This is a genomic window from uncultured Gilliamella sp. (genome assembly GCA_945271295.1).
Lineage (GTDB): Bacteria > Pseudomonadota > Gammaproteobacteria > Enterobacterales > Orbaceae > Gilliamella.
In genome coordinates, this window is sequence record CALYPG010000001.1 from 52,166 (window position 1) to 69,190 (window position 17,025).

The following is a 17,025-nucleotide window of genomic DNA, read 5'->3' on the forward strand; positions in this document are numbered from 1 at the left end:
TATTATGAAAAAATTTAGTCAAATACAACAAGCATTAGGTTATCAATTTAAAGACCTTTCGTTACTTGAATTAGCACTTACCCATCGTAGTGCTAATAAATTACATAATGAACGCTTAGAGTTTTTAGGTGATTCTATTTTAAGTTTTGTGATAGCTGATGAACTTTATCACCGTTTTGTAAAACAAGATGAAGGTGATTTGAGCCAAATGCGTGCAACCTTAGTTTGTGGGCAAACCTTAGCTGTGATAGGGAAAAGTTTTAAATTAGGCGATTATTTAATTCTTGGTCAAGGTGAATTAAAAAGTGGTGGATTTCGCCGCGAATCAATTATTTCTGATGCGGTAGAAGCGATTATTGGTGCCATCTATTTAGATAGTGATATTGAAACTATCCGCCAATTAATTTTATCTTGGTACCAGTCACGATTGGATCAGATAAAACCAGGGATCAAACAGAAAGACGCCAAAACTCGTTTGCAAGAACATTTACAAGGTATTCGCCGTCAACGTCCATGTTACTTGATTCTTGAAGTAACAGGTGATAACCATGAACAAGAGTTTTTGATCCAATGCAAGATTGATAACGATAATCATGAATATTTGGGTCGGGGTTTAAGTCGTCGTAAAGCAGAGCAAGCGGCTGCTCAAGAAGCACTAAATCAATTAGGTATAAAATGACAGAAACAATACAACATTGTGGATTTGTTGCCATTGTAGGCAGACCAAATGTCGGTAAATCAACATTATTAAATCAATTATTAGGTCAAAAGATCTCTATTACGTCGCGAAAAGCGCAAACAACTCGCCATCGAATTATTGGTATTGATACTCAAGATAATGACCAAGTGATCTATATTGATACACCAGGATTACATATTGAAGAAAAGCGAGCAATTAACCGGTTAATGAATCGAGCAGCAAGCAGCTCGATAGGTGATGTTGAATTGGTTATTTTTGTAGTGGAAGGTACCCATTGGAATGATGATGATGAAATGGTGGCTAATAAATTAAAAGGGTGCAAATGTCCTGTTTTATTGGTAATCAATAAAATTGATAATGTTATTGATAAAAGCCAATTATTGCCACATATTCAAGCAATTAGTCAAAAAGTTAATTTTCTGGATGTAGTCCCTATTAGTGCCGAAAAAGATGAAGGTATAGAAATCATCAAAGATATCGTAAAAACACATTTGCCAGAAGGGGCGCATCACTTTCCTGAAGATTATATTACCGACCGATCTCAACGTTTTATGGCATCTGAAATCATACGTGAAAAATTAATGCGTTTTTTAGGTGACGAATTACCCTATTCGGTCACGGTTGAAATCGAACAATTTAAAGTTGATGAACGTAACGGCATGTACCGTATTAATGGCCTTATTTTGGTTGAACGTGATGGGCAAAAGAAAATGGTCATTGGCAATAAAGGCGAAAAAATCAAAAAAATTGGTATTGAAGCACGTAAAGACATGCAGTCCTTCTTCGATAACAAAGTGCATTTAGAACTTTGGGTAAAAGTGAAAGCCGGTTGGGCTGATGATGAGCGGGCATTACGTAGCCTAGGTTACAGTGATGATTAATCATCTTATCTAATCTTAAAAATAAAAAATCAGGTATCTGTATATACCTGATGTTCTTTGTGAAGAATTTAGTAGATTAATAAAACTCACTAGCAATAGTTAAACCACCACCAAATTTTTACAACATAAAATTCACACAACTGAAAAACATAATGCGAAATTGACTATCAATTATCTTTTTCATCCATTTTATCAACGTTTTCTATATGATATTCAGATTCACGAATCTTATCAACAATAGTGCTCTTATTAATCATCCTCCGTACACTCGGTCCTTCTATCCATAAATCATCATCCAAAGGATTAAAATCAAACAAAGGTAGTTTAATTTTAGCTTCATTTAATGATGAAAAACCTGTTGTTGTAACGGCAAAACCATACATATCATGTTTTATACTATATGAAGTCAACTTCATGCCAACATAAACTTTCTTATTTTTATTTTCCGCTTTCTCATAAAATTCTTGAGGTGCTCTCCCATCTATTGACCCTATTTTTTGATAAATATTGTCTTTACTATATTCCTCACTGTATTCACGATTATTAGCTTCATATTTAGCTAAATCAATTATATAAATATCATTTATCATCGGTTTAAACGCATATTTATAAGGGTTTGGGATTGGTTTACTTTGAGTTTTACGAATAACATTGGTAATAATATTATCTTCACGAAAACTGCACATTTGCTCACCGAGAAAAAAGAAATCATTTTGCTTGCTATAAACCAATGAAGAAGAGAGATTTAATTTAGCCTGCTTTAATGAAGTAAAAGCCATATTAGAAACCAGAACATCATAAATCATCCATGGGCCTGTATATTTTACTAATTTCATACCCACATAAAGGTTATTATATTTCTTAATCTTTTCTACATTTAATTCGTAATATCTGAATCATCTATCTTATTTAACTTCTTTAAATAAATTTCATAAAGAATATTGTCGGAACCATAACTATCGTTTTTAGCAAGAGTAGCCAGATTCAACAAATAGATATCATTGGGCTCAGGATTATAAAACTTATGATCGGTCATATTACGGTAGGCTTTTTCCTCTGCAAAGCTATGGGTTAGTGGAATAAAGATAAGTAGAAAAATAAATAGTTGTCTTAATATTTTGACAGGATTTATAAAGTTACCCGCTAATACTTTAAGATGACTAAATCGGTATATCCATGTTATCGACATAAGTATCAATCCCTAATATTGTATTGTTAAACATTAATATTATAATTTATAACAACCAAAAGAGAATTAAACATTTAATGGAAATTGGTTCGGCAAGACAATATTATAATTTAAGCGTTTTGAATCTTTTTAATAAGTTAATTCTAAACAATGATGACGGTTTTATATATAATATTGGCTTTCTAGAATTGGATGTTAACTATTAACTTCGGAGCCTTTTCATGCAGCAGTTTCGACCTATCCGTCGAGCCTTACTTAGTGTGTCGGATAAAACTGGAATAATAGAATTTGCCCAAGCGTTATTTCAACGAAATGTTGAACTTTTCTCAACAGGTGGTACAGCTAAACTATTAATGGAACACCAAATTCCGGTGATCGAAGTGGCTGATTATACTGGATTTCCGGAAATGATGGATGGACGTGTAAAAACTTTACATCCAAAAATTCATGGGGCTATTTTGGGGCGACGGGGCATTGATGATGATGTCATGGAGCAACACCAAATTAAACCCATTGATATGGTAGTTGTGAACCTCTATCCATTTGCTCAAACCGTGGCGAAAAGCGATTGCAAATTAGAAGATGCGGTTGAAAATATAGATATAGGCGGACCAACAATGATTCGTTCAGCCGCTAAAAATCATAAAGATGTGGCTATTGTCGTTAATTGTCATGATTATGCCAATATTATTGCTATGATGGATAATCATCAAAATTCCCTTTCTCTTGAATACCGTTTTAATTTAGCCATTAAAGCCTTTGAGCACACAGCAAAATATGATGGCATGATAGCCAACTATTTTGGTCAATTAGTTCCACCTTATTTTGGTGAAACAGACAAGCCAGCTGGTGAATTTCCGCGCACTTTAAATCTGCAATTTATTAAAAAACAGAATATGCGTTATGGTGAAAATGCTCACCAAGCGGCAGCTTTTTATATTGAAAAGGGTATAAAAGACGCTTGTATTGCCACCGCTAAACAGCTACAAGGTAAAGAGCTTTCTTATAATAATATTGCTGATACTGATGCCGCACTTGAATGCGTAAAAACCTTTACCGAACCAGCCTGTGTAATTGTTAAACATGCCAACCCATGTGGTGTGGCAACCAGTGATACAATCTTAAATGCCTATTTGCATGCATTTAAAACCGATCCTACTTCTGCATTTGGAGGTATTATTGCTTTCAATCGCATGTTAGATGCCAAAACAGCGCAGGCAATTGTCGAAAAGCAATTTGTTGAAGTAATTATTGCACCATCGGTGAGCCAAGAAGCATTGGCTATTACCGCCGCCAAAAAAAATGTCCGGGTGCTGGAATGTGGCGAATGGTCAAATTCAGCCACCAAAAGTTTAGATTTCAAACGTGTTAATGGTGGACTGTTAGTTCAAGATCGTGATTTAGCTATGGTGTCTGAAGCAGATTTGAAAGTGGTTAGCAAGCGCCAACCGACCAATAAAGAACTTGCTGATGCATTATTTGGTTGGAAGGTTGCTAAATTTGTCAAATCTAATGCGATTGTTTATGCCAAAGATAACATGACAATTGGTATTGGTGCAGGGCAAATGAGTCGGGTTTATTCGGCTAAAATTGCCGGTATAAAAGCCAATGATGAAAATTTAGTCGTGGCAGGTTCTGTGGTTGCCTCCGATGCCTTTTTCCCATTTAGAGATGGTATTGACGCGGCAGCTGCGGTAGGGGTGACTTGTGTCATTCAGCCAGGGGGCTCTATCCGAGATGATGAAGTTATTCAAGCCGCTAATGAACACAATATTGCCATGATTTTTACTCATATGCGTCATTTTAGACATTAGTATTTTGATGACTTGTTTAATTGGTATTAAGAAACAACATAAATTTCAGTACCTAGTTTTATAAAACGCTATCTATTTACCTTCTCTTGTAAGGGGAAGAATTTAAAGGATCTTGTATGAAAGTATTAGTTATTGGTAATGGTGGGCGTGAACATGCACTTGCTTGGAAATTGGCACAATCACCTCTAGTCACAAAAGTCTATGTTGCGCCAGGTAATGCTGGCACTGCACTTGAACCTACTCTTGAAAATATCAATATTAATGCCACTGATGTTACAAGATTGCTTAATTTTGCTCAACAACAGCAAATTGATTTTACGGTAGTGGGTCCAGAAGCACCATTGGTAATCGGAGTGGTTGATAGTTTTCAAAAAGCAGGATTAAAAATATTTGGTCCTTCAAAAGCTGCCGCCCAACTAGAAGGTTCTAAAGCCTTTACTAAAGAATTTTTAGCCAGACATAACATTCCTACTGCGGCATATCAAACTTTTACCGAAATTGCGCCTGCGATTGCTTATATTCGTGAAAAAGGTGCGCCAATTGTTATCAAAGCTGATGGATTAGCCGCCGGTAAAGGTGTAATAGTGGCGACAACGCTTAAAGAAGCCGAAGATGCGGTGCAAGATATGTTAGCTGGTAACGCATTTGGTGATGCAGGTCATAGAGTTGTTGTTGAAGAATTTCTAGATGGTGAAGAAGCCAGTTTTATCGTCATGGTTGATGGTAAACATGTTGAACCTATGGCAACCAGTCAAGATCATAAACGAGTTGGTGATGGTGATACCGGATTAAATACCGGTGGCATGGGGGCATATTCACCAGCACCGGTGGTTACAGATAAAGTTTTTGCTCGGGTAATGGACGAAATTATCTATCCAACCGTCAATGGTATGGCACAAGAAGGCAATGTGTATGTCGGTTTTTTATATGCAGGATTAATGATTGACAAAGAGGGCAATCCCAAAGTTATTGAATTTAATTGTCGTTTTGGTGATCCGGAAACTCAACCAATCATTATGCGATTACAGTCTGATCTTGCCAAACTTTGTATGGCAGCGATTGATGGCAAATTAGATACCATTAAATCACAATGGGATCCAAGACCTGCATTAGGTGTTGTCATGGCGGCTGGTGGTTATCCAGGTCATTATAAAACTCAAGATGTTATTATTGGATTACCAGACAAATCGGACGTAGATTGCAAAATCTTTCATGCCGGAACCCGGTTAGAAAAAGATCGAGTATATACCAATGGCGGTAGAGTACTTTGTGTGACAGCATTGGGTAATACTGTTTATGAAGCCCAACAGCGAGTCTATGAACAAATTAAACCAATTTATTGGCATGATTGTTTTTACCGTCATGATATTGGCTATCGTGCGATTGAAAGGGAAAAACAAAATTAACTACTTAATTGAACATAACTAATTTAATAACATATAGTGTTATTTGGCGCTATGATTTTTTCAATGCCCAAATAGACTATAAAAATAATAAATCACTTCATGAAGTAATGTAGATTTCTTTTAGTTGTTGTAAAGAAGTTTCAGGAGTGGTATACGTTTCAGTATGATTTTTGCCTATTTAAATAAATTGTCGACAGTTGATCAATTGAATGTTCATTTTAAGTTAGCCTACTCTATGTTATGCTTAATCTAATATTTGTACAAAGGACATTCCTCATGATTAAAGATCCCTTTTATGACCGTGAAGCAGAAAAATACGAGTCACCAATTGCTAGCCGAGAACTTATTTTAGATTATCTCACTAAAGAAGCAAAACCCGCCAATTTAGAAAAAATCGCTCAAGCGATGTCAATCAACAGTGACGAACAAAAAGAGGCATTACATCGTCGCTTACGTGCAATGGAGCGAGATGGTCAAGTGGTATTTACTCGGCGTAAGTGTTATGCCTTACCTGAAAAATTTGATATGGTGAAAGGCAGTGTCATTGCCCACCGTGACGGTTTTGGCTTTTTACGAGTTGAAGGTAAGCCAGAGGATTACTATTTATCGCCTGAACAGATGAAAAAGGTATTACAAGGTGATGTTATTTTAGCGCAGCCGATAGGCAGCCAATATCGCGGTAAAACAGAAGCGCGAGTGGTGCGCATTTTAGAACCGCGTAGCAATCAGATTGTAGGACGATATTTTATTGAACAAGGTGTTGGCTTTGTTGTACCGGATGATAGTCGCTTAAATTTTGACATTTTAGTGGCAGGTAAACCAAAACGCACTGTGCGCATGGGCTCGGTGGTGGTCATTGAATTACAACAACGGCCAGAGCACCGTCAAAAAGCAGTAGGCATAATTAAAGAAGTACTTGGCGAAATAATGGGAACCAATTTAGCCATTGATATCGCGTTGCGTAATCATGAGATCCCTTATGAATTTCCTAAACTTGTAGAAAAAGAAGCCAGTAAATTCACCGAACAAGTACCAGAAAGTGCCAAAAAAGGGCGTAAGGATCTACGAGATATACCACTAGTTACTATTGATGGCGAAGACGCGCGTGATTTTGATGACGCTGTGTTTTGCCAAAAAAATCGTGGTGGCGGTTACCGCCTCTGGGTCGCTATTGCTGATGTAAGTTATTATGTCAGACCGGGTAAAGCGATAGATAAAGAAGCTTGTGCACGAGGGACATCAGTTTATTTCCCATCTCGAGTTATTCCAATGTTGCCAGAAGTATTATCTAACGGCCTTTGTTCTTTAAATCCACAAGTTGATCGCTTATGTTTAGTTTGTGAGATGACCGTGTCTAATAAAGGTCGTTTGACTGGTTATCAATTTTATGAAGCGGTAATGAACTCGCATGCGCGTTTAACTTACACTAAAGTGGCCAAAATCTTACAAGGGGACGAGGAATTACGTCAACATTACCATGATTTAGTCCCACATCTTGAAAACCTATATGGATTATATAAAGTACTCGATAAAGCGCGTGTGGTGCGTGGTGCTATTGCTTTTGAATCGCAAGAGCCGAAATTTATATTTAATGCTGATAAACGTATCGAAAGTATAGAAATGGCTGAGCGTAATGATGCGCATAAAATTATTGAAGAATGCATGATTTTAGCCAATGTTGCTGCAGCTAAGTTAGTCATCAATGCCGAGATACCTTCTCTATTCCGCGTCCATGATAGGCCGGATGAAGAACGTATGAACAATTTACGTAATATACTAAGTGAATTAGGGTTAACACTTAATGGTAGGGCTAAACCTCAACCTAAAGATGTCGCGCAATTAATGCAAACTGTAGAAACTCGCCCAGATTGCGATATGCTACAAACCGTTATTTTACGATCAATGAGGCAAGCGATATATGATCCTGAAAATCGCGGGCATTTTGGTTTGGCGTTAGATGAATATGCGCATTTCACCTCCCCAATTCGTCGTTATCCGGATTTATTATTACATCGAGCGATTAAATGGGTGTTGGCTAATGAAAAACATAAGACCAGTAAAACCGGTGGCCACCGTTATAATACCAGCGAGATGCTGTATTTTGGTGAACATTGTTCAATGACTGAACGTCGTGCTGACGAGGCGGTTCGGGATGTTGTTGATTGGCTCAAATGTGATTATATGCAAGATCATGTTGGCGAAGTTTTTAACGGCACCATCTCTAGTGTGGTTAATTTTGGCTTTTTTGTGCGCCTTGATGACCTGTTTATAGATGGACTGGTACATGTGTCATCGTTGGAAAATGACTATTATAGTTTTGATGCTTCACGCAACCGTTTACTAGGTGAAAATACGCATTTTAGTTACCGTTTAGGTGATAAAGTGAAAGTGAAAGTAGATAATGTCAATCCAGAAGAGCGCAAAATTGATTTCTCATTAATTGATAGTAATAACAAACCACAACGTCAAGGTAAAACGGAAAAAGATAAAAACAAACAAAATGTCAATAAGAATAATGTTGATGCTGTTATGAAACGTAAAAGTAATTCAACCACTAAACTAAAAAATATAAAAGCAGGCAGTAAAACTAACAGCAAAAGCAAAAATAAAAAACGCGTAAAAACCAAATTAAGTAAAAAAAAGTCAAAGAGTAAAAAATAGATGAGCGAAACAGTTTATGGGATCCACGCGGTTGAGGCATTACTTGCGCGTGCACCAGAAAGAATTATTGAAGTATTTATCGCTAAAGGCCGGGAAGACAAACGTCTTGTAGCGGTTGTACAGGAACTTGAACAACTCGGTTTACCCGTTAAAGTGACCAATCGCCAATGGTTAGATGAAAAAACGCGCAATGGTGTGCATCAAGGTATTTTAGCATTAGTAAAAGAGAATCGCGGCTATCAAGAAAACGATATTCCATTGCTTATGCAACAAAGCAAACAGCCAGTTATTTTAATTTTAGATGGTGTGACTGATCCGCATAACTTAGGAGCTTGTATTCGTACCGCCGATGCCGCTGGGGTTGATTTTATCATTGTCCCTAAAGATCGTTCGGCACCACTCAATTCGACTGCCCAAAAGGTGGCCTGTGGCGCGACTGAAAGTGTGCCAGTAGTTCGAGTGACCAATTTGGCACGCGCTATGCGCATGTTACAAGATGAGTTTCAAGTTTGGATTGTGGGTACTGCCGGTGAAGCGGATAAAACACTTTATCAAACCGATTTTTATAAAACACAATCAATACCGCTGGCCTTAGTTATGGGGGCGGAAGGTGAAGGTATGCGCCGCTTAACTAAGGAACATTGTGATGAATTAGTGAGTATCCCTATGGCGGGCATGGTGTCATCCCTTAATGTATCAGTAGCAACGGGAATTTGCTTATTTGAAATAGTACGGCAAAAAAACAGATAATAAGGAAGATGAAATGCTAGGATTGCTGAAAAAAATTTTACCTAAAAAATCAGATGATGAACAATTATCTGAACGCGATCTGAATGGACGTAATCATGTGGGGTATCCGACTATGCAATTATCGCGGGAAATTGATAATTTGGTAAAAGTTCAATACAAATCAATCCAACCCATTGTAAAAATGTATAAAGAAACACTATTGTTTAAATGGGGACCAAGTGTTATCAATAATGCACTTTCTGATGAACAGCTAGCCAAGTTATCAGGGCGAAATGTACAAATGGTTTATTTGTTACTTTTTCGCGATATGTTACGGCATACTTCTGATGTAATTACGCCTAAATATGTAATCGAAAAAAATTGGCCTGACATTTTTGCCCAAGAGGTTTTAGATAGTTGTAACATGCTTGGTGATGCAGATGATAATGATATAGCTAAAAAGCAACAACTTTTCGCTAATACCGAGTTATTCACAATTGATACACCAATAGATGATAAACATCCACAAAATACCGAAATTCCAATATGGACTGTACCAATAGCCGAGCTAGTTATGCTCCCACCCTATATGATTTATAAATGTCATCGTCCATTAATGACAGTGATTTTGAAAAAATTAGGCAAGAATAAAAAAAAGCAATAATAGGTTTGCTGCATGCTGATTATTTAATTAACATGCCGACTATAATTAATCGGCAGAATTATTTTAGTCATTAGCTTTTGATTAACTCAATATCGATGCCAAATCCTTGAGCTATGCCTTGTCCATAATCAGGATGAACGTTATAAAAGTGTTTTAGCTGCCTAATTTGAATATCATGATCAACATTTTTCATTGAACCAATAATATTATCAATCAATAATTGTTTTTGTTCTGCATTCATTAGATTGAACAGGGCACGCGGCTGTGAATAATAATCCTCATCCACACGATGATCATGGCGATCGATGGTGCCTGTCGGAACCGTTAGCGGCGGTTCGGCAAATTGAGGTTGTTGTTTGGGGCATTGTCCACGCTATTAGGTTCATAGTTAGGGGCATTATCAGGACTATAAAAACGCATCGCCCCATCGCGTTGATAATTATGTACCAGACATTTTGGGGCATTAATCGGTAATTGTTGGTAATTTGTGCCAATACGGTAACGATGGTAACGATGGGCATCGGCATAAGCAAAAATACGACCCTGTAACATTTTATCAGGTGAAAGTCCGGTGCCGGGCACCAATCACCAAATTCTAAGACCTGTTTCAAGCAGGTTTTTTTATGCCTAAAGCCTTTGCAGATAAGCCTTGCAATGATTTTTCTTTGTCAACTGACATCAACCAAAATCAACCCAAATCAAGTTAAAAAGTGGATACATTTGGTTCGATAATGGCGTGTATCCATAAATTGGCTTTAAAGCCTTTATTGGCAAGGATTAAGAGAAATTACTTATTTATATTTATTCACTTTACTTGAATAGTCTTTTATTCTTTATAAATTTTTAAATTAAAACAGTAGTCAAATTTTTTAAGTTTGTTATACTTTTAACGGTTAGAAATAGATTTAGTTTAGTATGTAAGCAGACAAGCATAAAAATGTGTTATAAAACAATAAAATAATTGACAGAGCAAGGGAAAATGCAGTATAATTTTAGACACCAGACACCAGACACCAGCACTGGCAAACCTACGTTTTAAAATTTCCTAATTACTACTTATCAAGATTAAGTTGGGCTTCAAAACATTTATCTAAATTATCTTTAATCTTAGTACCCTTATTATCTTACTCGGTAAATACCCAAGCGTTGTCGTCTACTATGGCAGGGCAAATTCATGGTAGTGCGCCTTATTTAACCTTTGATAATGGAGTAACTAAAGTCACGACTACAGAAGGTCTATTGGGCATTACGCTATCCGATGATACTCGTATTACTCCGGCAACCAATACCTCAACGGCAGGCAATCCAATACGGCTCCCTGAGGACAATCAGAGTTTCGCCGATATTGGTATGCTGGTACCTACTACCACTAACTCCATAAACTTAAAGGACTTGATTGGTGCACCATATAATTATTGGGGTGATGATGATGGAGATGGTCAGGGTGCCAATGGTATTACTGTTTCGGGTAGATTAAGCGTGAGTATTACCAATAAGATAAATCAGGCAGTTAGTCGTAGTGCCACCTTAGATTTATGTAATGCACCTTATAAAATGGTACTAACCAGTACAGCTGGTAGTTTAACCACCCAGTATGGGTTGCCCAATAGTAGTAGTTTCAGTGGTAGTACTGCCACCTATTATATCAGTCCTAAAGCCGTACCTAAAATCTGTTCAGTTAGGCCGAGTCTGAACGATGGCGTTGGTGACAACGCCGGCCCTGCCGATATCTGGAGCCCAACTAAAGGCTTCCTGGTGCAATCAACTGAGTCATCAAGTTACAGTCGTAACTTCCCGACTACCGGGGCTAATAATCTGCATTTTGATTTACTGGCAGGGGGTATTGATGCTGCAACATTAACTTGGCCAGCCGTCACTCAGGGAGGTATTACTGCCACTATGACGTTCAATCCACCTGAAGATAATTCTTTTAACCCTGATGGCGCTTCTTCGGTGCGCGTCACCCTCACTGGTCCGGCGGCAACATCAGCCCAAATTAATTCAGCATCACCGGGTAGTGTTGCTACTCCCACCTTACCACAAACCTTCGAGTTAGTGGGTTATGATAGTAATAATAAAGCGGTAATAAAATATGGCTTTGTCTTAAAGCAGTGGTTCGTCAACCGCGGAAGTAAATATGATACCTATTATAACCACTCATCTTGGTGTTCAAATATAGGCGGCGGATATCGTATGCCACAGGTCAAAGATTTAACTAACGCCAAGTGTGGTGTGGATAGCTCCTTTCCATGTGTTAATGGTATAGATGGCGCGACGCCGTTATCAACGGTTAATACTTACCAGCGTAATATCGGAGCTGGTTTGTTCACCGAATGGGGCAACATGGGCCGTTATACCGCTGCTGGCTTCGCCAACTCTAGCTACTGGACAAGCGACCGCAACGATTTGGACCAGTTCGCTGTCTACTCGTACAACGGCCACGTTAGCAGCAACTACCCCGGCCACAGCTACGACGGGGTTTGCACCTATCCTTAGTTCTTAGTCCTTAAGTCGTGGGCGTTTAATAAGGGGTAATAAAAGTTAAGCAACAAGAGTGTAAATACCCTCAAACTTAGTACACAACTAACGTAGAAAACCGTGCTGCTTGTTTTAGTGTTTTATACACACTGGCGTTTATGCTATTTAATTATTTCTTTGATTTTTAATACTATTTCACTTGTATATCAATTTAATATACAATATATACTACAGTACTTTCATACTTAATTAAAAAACAGTAATTAAAATGAGAACTGAAACCAAAAAATCGTCTATTAATATTAGAGCTAAGGCATCCCAAAAAGAATTGATTGATATTGCAGCGCATTTACTATCTAAATCACGCACTGATTTTATTTTAGAAACAGTTTGCTCAAAGGCTGAAGATGTTTTGCTTGATCAGCGTCTTTTTTAATCGACGATGAACAGATAAATGCCTTCAATCATGCAATAGAAGCCTCTTTTGATAGTAATGAAAAAATTCAAGCTTTATTGTCGCGAAAGTCACCATGGGAAAAATAGAAGCGCCGCACTTATTGAATGAACATCATGATTTTGCGTCATTTGATTGTGAAGAGTTGTCTTTGAATGAATGGTTGAAGAAAAAATCCTTAAAAAAAATCAAAAAAGTGGAGCTTGCCGTACATTTGTGATTTGTGACAATAACAAAGTAATCGGCTTTTATTGTTTATCAACTGGTAGTATCCAACATCGACAACTAACATTGGGTAGATTTAAGCGCAATATGCCCAATCCTATTCCGGTTATTATCTTAGGCCGTTTAGCTATTGATAAAAATTACAAAGCAAAAGGATTAGGTGCGGCATTATTAAAAGATGTTATATTACGCTCGAAAGAAGTCTCTAAACAAGTTGGTTCTAGAGCACTATTGGTACATAGCTTAACAGATGAAGCCAATGCGTTTTATATTAAATTTGGATTTGTTGATTCTGGGATTCAGGAAAGAACAATGCTAATCTCTTTATGGTAATAAAATTGAGCTTAATTGTACATTTTTAAAGTGGCTCAATTTATGGGTACAAATATGGGTATATTTTTCATCTAAATATTTAAAATCCAGTAACCACAAGGTTTCCACTCACATCTTCGATTCCGCGTCCGGGCACCACGTTACTAGGTTCAAATGCTGATTGTTCTACTTCAGCAAAATAGTTTTGCACATTGCGGTTTAACTCCATCACACCCACTTCTATTAGTGGGTATTGTTTTTTTGACCAAACCTTAGTGACATCAAATACCCGAATAATTAGTCCCTAAGACAAAGATATAGGACTGTAGAGCGTGGAAAAAAGAAACGACGGTAATAACAAATATAATGTATGAAATTATATGTTAATTTACAAGAATAATATCAATAATATTCGATTTTCACATTTAAAAATTAATATTATCGAAAAAACTTGGTTATTTGTTATTTATTCGCATAAATACGCGCATTAATAACAAAATCCATTTTTTTATTTGATATCAAATTTAAGCATAAATAATTTCTGGCAAACAAATATCCCAAGGATTATTTGCTATCTTTTCCACTTGTTGACAAGCAAAGGCCAGTCCAATTGGTAAGATTTGCTGAACTTGATAATTTGCTAACATACGATCGTAAAATCCGCCTCCCATTCCCATTCTATAACCTCTTGCATCAAAGGCAACTAATGGTGTAAAGATAATATCTAAATGATGAACGGGAATAACATTTAGTACATTTAAAGCTGGTTCTGGTATACCGAATTGATTGTTAACTAATGGCGTTTGAGGGGTGTAATTTAGAAACAGTAGATGGTTTGGTACAAAAGGATGAATGACGGGTAAGTAGACTGATTTATGTTGTTGCCAGAGAAATTCAATAATAGGTTTGGTATTCACTTCGCCATCAAATGATAAAAAAATCGCTATGTTATTAGCTGATTGAACGGCTGGATGATTTGCAATTTGTTGATAGATAATTTGCTGTGCAATTTGACGTTCAGCTAAAGATAGTTCTCGTCTTTTTTGGCGAATGATGTTTCGAATATTCATCTCTCATCACTGTTAGCAGTAAGATAAAACACTCCAAGATGTCGTTGGGGTCGTAACCCTTGAACCCAAGGTTCAAGGTGAACATCGTGTTTCAATTTTTAGGTTTCCTTATCAATAAGGCATACACACCAATTGAAAATCACACCGTTCTGAAGTTTAGAATATCGGCTCAGGGGACTAACCCGCATCGCGAACATCTCAGAGGTTGTTATAATAATACAAAATTTAGAAAATGATACAATACCGTTTTTCGTAATTTTACAAATTAAAGTGTTAGTTGCTGGTATTTAAAGCAGAATCAAGTAACTGTTGAAGCATTTTTAATCGATTGCTGAACTCTTCACTTTTTTCTTTTTCTTTGGCAAGTTCATAGGAAATATTTAGTGCAGCAGTCATGATGAGTTGTTCACTACTTATTTGAGGTAATTTTTGGCGTAAGTTAGTTAAGCGGGCATCTAAATCTTTTGCGACATTATTTAATGCGTCTACTTCATCAACAGGACAATTGAACTTTAAAGTTCGTCCAAAAATTTGAATAGTGACAGCTTGAGTTTCCATATATAACCTATTGATTTATAAATTCGTTAATTTTATTAATAATATGTTCACAGTTCAATCCCATCTCTTCTCTCATTTCCTTTTGAGACCCTTGTGAAATAAACTTGTCAGGTAATCCTATATTTAAAATATCACATTTTATTTTTTTCGATAATAAAAATTCACATACCGCGCTACCTGCGCCACCTTGGATACTATTTTCTTCAATAGTGACAAGTATAGTATGTGTTTGGCTAATCTGCAAAAGCAGTTTTGTATCTAACGGTTTAACAAATCGCATATCAATTACTGTAGCATTAAGTTGTTCAGCAGCTTGTAAAACTTCTGAAAGCAATGCGCCAAAATTTAGTAAAGCAATCGTGTTACCTTCTCGACAAATTTTAGCTTGCCCTATTGGAATAGTAGTTAACGGCATTAATGTTACACCCATTCCATCACCACGAGGATAACGCACCGCAGCAGGGCCATTATGTAAATAACCAGTATAGAGCATTTGTCGACATTCGTTTTCATCACTTGGTGTCATAATGATAAAGTTAGGTATACAGCGTAAAAAGCTAAGATCAAAAGCACCTTGATGCGTTTCACCATCAGCACCAACAATCCCAGCCCTGTCGATAGCTAATAATATGGGTAAATTTTGAATAGCTATATCATGGATCACTTGGTCGTACGCCCGTTGTAAAAATGTCGAATAAATAGCGACAATCGGTTTTAAGCCACTAATAGCAAAACCCGTTGCCAGTGTCACTGCATGTTGCTCAGCAATAGCAACATCAAAAAAGCGATCTGGAAAACGGCTGGCAAACTTGGTCATGCCAGAACCTTCACCCATGGCTGGTGTAATAGCAACTAAACGCTTATCCTGTTCAGCCATTTCACAAAGCCAATCCCCAAAAACTTGGGAATAAGTCGGTACCACTTTCTTTACCGAAGGAATTATACCATCAACTGGATTAAATTTAGGTACACCATGCCATAATGTAGGATTTTTTTCAGCAGGGGCATACCCTTTCCCTTTTTGAGTAATGACATGTAATAATTGCGGGCCTTTTAATTGACGAATTTTTTGTAAAGTGATAACCAGATTTTCAATATCATGACCATCAATAGGCCCTATATAGTTAAATCCGAGTTCTTCAAATAAAATTGCTGGTGTAACTAAACCTTTTAAATGCTCTTCAGTCTTTTTTAATAACTCTTTTAAAGGAGGAATATTCGATAGTACTCGTTTGCTACTTTCGCGTAACGAAGCATAGGTTCTACTCGATAAAATCTGGGTTAAATGTTGATTCAGTGCCCCAGTATTTTCAGAAATGGACATATCATTATCATTCACAATGACTAACATATCGGGTTTTATATGTCCAGCATGGTTCATGGCCTCAAATGCCATACCTGCGGTTAAAGCGCCATCGCCAATTACCGCGGCGACTTTATGCCCAGAGCGTTTTTGTTGTTCGCTAATTGCGATCCCCAAGGCAGCACTGATAGAGGTAGAGGAATGACCAGTAGTTAATACATCATATTCACTTTCACTTCGGTGTGGAAAGGGGTGTAATCCCCCTTTTTGCCGAATGGTAAGCATTTGATCACGACGACCTGTTAATATTTTATGTGGGTAAGCCTGATGACCAACATCCCAAATAATTTTATCTAATGGGGTTTGATAGACATAATGTAGTGCAGTAGTTAATTCAACCACACCAAGTCCTGATGCCAAATGACCGCTTGATTGACTTACACATGTCAATAAAAATTGCCTAAGTTCACGACAAATGGTCGACAACTGCGATAGAGGATAACGCCTTAAATCCTCTGGTGAGTTTATTTGTTTTAACAAAGGGTAATTATCTAAATTCATTATGTAAATTTGTCTGTTAG

Annotated in this window: 14 protein-coding genes, 1 other RNA gene and 3 pseudogenes; 10 read left to right on the top strand and 8 right to left on the bottom strand. The window is 37.1% G+C overall.

What is annotated here, in order from left to right; all coding sequences use genetic code 11:
* Positions 1 to 4 precede the first annotated feature (4 nt).
* The gene (gene rnc / locus Q0K76_RS00275; protein WP_294609474.1) at positions 5 to 679 is read left to right on the top strand and encodes a ribonuclease III; all 675 of its coding nucleotides are present in this window, start codon (positions 5 to 7) and stop codon (positions 677 to 679) included.
* Positions 676 to 1,581 carry a GTPase Era gene (era, locus tag Q0K76_RS00280; RefSeq protein ID WP_294609477.1) on the top strand — a complete coding sequence of 302 codons (906 nt, stop codon included), beginning with the start codon at positions 676 to 678 and terminating at the stop codon, positions 1,579 to 1,581. Before rnc ends, era begins: the two co-directional genes overlap by 4 nt.
* A 167-nt stretch (positions 1,582 to 1,748) precedes the next feature.
* On the opposite strand, the gene Q0K76_RS00285 is transcribed toward era, so the two are convergent.
* Together Q0K76_RS00285 and Q0K76_RS00290 are read right to left on the bottom strand one after the other, a co-directional pair.
* The gene (locus tag Q0K76_RS00285; RefSeq protein WP_294609479.1) at positions 1,749 to 2,417 is read right to left on the bottom strand and encodes a hypothetical protein; all 669 of its coding nucleotides are present in this window, start codon (positions 2,415 to 2,417) and stop codon (positions 1,749 to 1,751) included.
* A 41-nt stretch (positions 2,418 to 2,458) separates the two neighbouring features.
* The gene (locus Q0K76_RS00290; protein WP_294609482.1) at positions 2,459 to 2,770 is read right to left on the bottom strand and encodes a hypothetical protein; all 312 of its coding nucleotides are present in this window, start codon (positions 2,768 to 2,770) and stop codon (positions 2,459 to 2,461) included.
* Positions 2,771 to 2,991: 221 nt separating this feature from the next.
* On the opposite strand from Q0K76_RS00290, the gene purH reads away from it, so the two are divergent.
* The 5 genes from purH (at position 2,992) to Q0K76_RS00315 (ending at position 10,044) form a co-directional block, all read left to right on the top strand.
* Positions 2,992 to 4,584, top strand: a complete 1,593-nt coding sequence (gene purH, locus Q0K76_RS00295; RefSeq protein ID WP_294609485.1) for a bifunctional phosphoribosylaminoimidazolecarboxamide formyltransferase/IMP cyclohydrolase — start codon at positions 2,992 to 2,994, stop codon at positions 4,582 to 4,584.
* 116 nt (positions 4,585 to 4,700) lie between these two features.
* A complete protein-coding gene (gene purD / locus Q0K76_RS00300; RefSeq protein WP_294609488.1) occupies positions 4,701 to 5,990 on the top strand; it encodes a phosphoribosylamine--glycine ligase in 1,290 nt (429 codons plus the stop codon).
* Between the two features lie 276 nt (positions 5,991 to 6,266).
* Positions 6,267 to 8,651, top strand: coding sequence for a ribonuclease R (gene rnr, locus Q0K76_RS00305; RefSeq protein WP_294609491.1), 2,385 nt, complete (start codon positions 6,267 to 6,269; stop codon positions 8,649 to 8,651).
* Positions 8,652 to 9,401, top strand: coding sequence for a 23S rRNA (guanosine(2251)-2'-O)-methyltransferase RlmB (gene rlmB, locus Q0K76_RS00310; protein WP_294609494.1), 750 nt, complete (start codon positions 8,652 to 8,654; stop codon positions 9,399 to 9,401).
* A gap of 13 nt (positions 9,402 to 9,414) precedes the next feature.
* On the top strand, positions 9,415 to 10,044 hold the full coding sequence (locus tag Q0K76_RS00315) for a hypothetical protein (protein WP_294609497.1): 630 nt from the start codon (positions 9,415 to 9,417) through the stop codon (positions 10,042 to 10,044).
* Positions 10,045 to 10,114: 70 nt separating this feature from the next.
* On the opposite strand, the pseudogene Q0K76_RS12950 reads toward Q0K76_RS00315, so the two are convergent.
* Positions 10,115 to 10,629, bottom strand: a pseudogene (locus tag Q0K76_RS12950) (catalase); the annotation flags it as partial.
* A 573-nt stretch (positions 10,630 to 11,202) separates the two neighbouring features.
* On the opposite strand from Q0K76_RS12950, the gene Q0K76_RS00330 reads away from it, so the two are divergent.
* The 3 genes and pseudogenes from Q0K76_RS00330 (at position 11,203) to Q0K76_RS00340 (ending at position 13,534) form a co-directional block, all read left to right on the top strand.
* The gene (locus Q0K76_RS00330; RefSeq protein WP_294609505.1) at positions 11,203 to 12,540 is read left to right on the top strand and encodes a hypothetical protein; all 1,338 of its coding nucleotides are present in this window, start codon (positions 11,203 to 11,205) and stop codon (positions 12,538 to 12,540) included.
* A 250-nt stretch (positions 12,541 to 12,790) separates the two neighbouring features.
* Positions 12,791 to 13,065, top strand: a pseudogene (locus Q0K76_RS12955) (DUF1778 domain-containing protein).
* Positions 13,066 to 13,135: 70 nt separating this feature from the next.
* Positions 13,136 to 13,534 (top strand): GNAT family N-acetyltransferase, encoded by a 399-nt coding sequence (locus Q0K76_RS00340; protein ID WP_294609511.1) that lies wholly within the window; start codon positions 13,136 to 13,138, stop codon positions 13,532 to 13,534.
* Between the two features lie 121 nt (positions 13,535 to 13,655).
* Here Q0K76_RS00340 and Q0K76_RS00345 read toward each other — a convergent pair.
* From Q0K76_RS00345 to dxs, 5 genes and pseudogenes are all read right to left on the bottom strand, one after another.
* A pseudogene (locus tag Q0K76_RS00345) lies at positions 13,656 to 13,799 on the bottom strand (catalase); the annotation flags it as partial.
* Between the two features lie 238 nt (positions 13,800 to 14,037).
* Positions 14,038 to 14,583, bottom strand: a complete 546-nt coding sequence (locus Q0K76_RS00350) for a 5-formyltetrahydrofolate cyclo-ligase (protein WP_294609514.1) — start codon at positions 14,581 to 14,583, stop codon at positions 14,038 to 14,040.
* A 26-nt stretch (positions 14,584 to 14,609) separates the two neighbouring features.
* Positions 14,610 to 14,791: non-coding RNA, 6S RNA (gene ssrS / locus Q0K76_RS00355), on the bottom strand.
* A gap of 65 nt (positions 14,792 to 14,856) precedes the next feature.
* Positions 14,857 to 15,141: a cell division protein ZapA gene (gene zapA / locus Q0K76_RS00360; protein WP_294609518.1), complete on the bottom strand. Its 285-nt coding sequence runs from the start codon at positions 15,139 to 15,141 to the stop codon at positions 14,857 to 14,859.
* A gap of 7 nt (positions 15,142 to 15,148) precedes the next feature.
* Positions 15,149 to 17,005, bottom strand: coding sequence for a 1-deoxy-D-xylulose-5-phosphate synthase (dxs, locus tag Q0K76_RS00365; protein WP_294609521.1), 1,857 nt, complete (start codon positions 17,003 to 17,005; stop codon positions 15,149 to 15,151).
* Positions 17,006 to 17,025 lie beyond the last annotated feature (20 nt).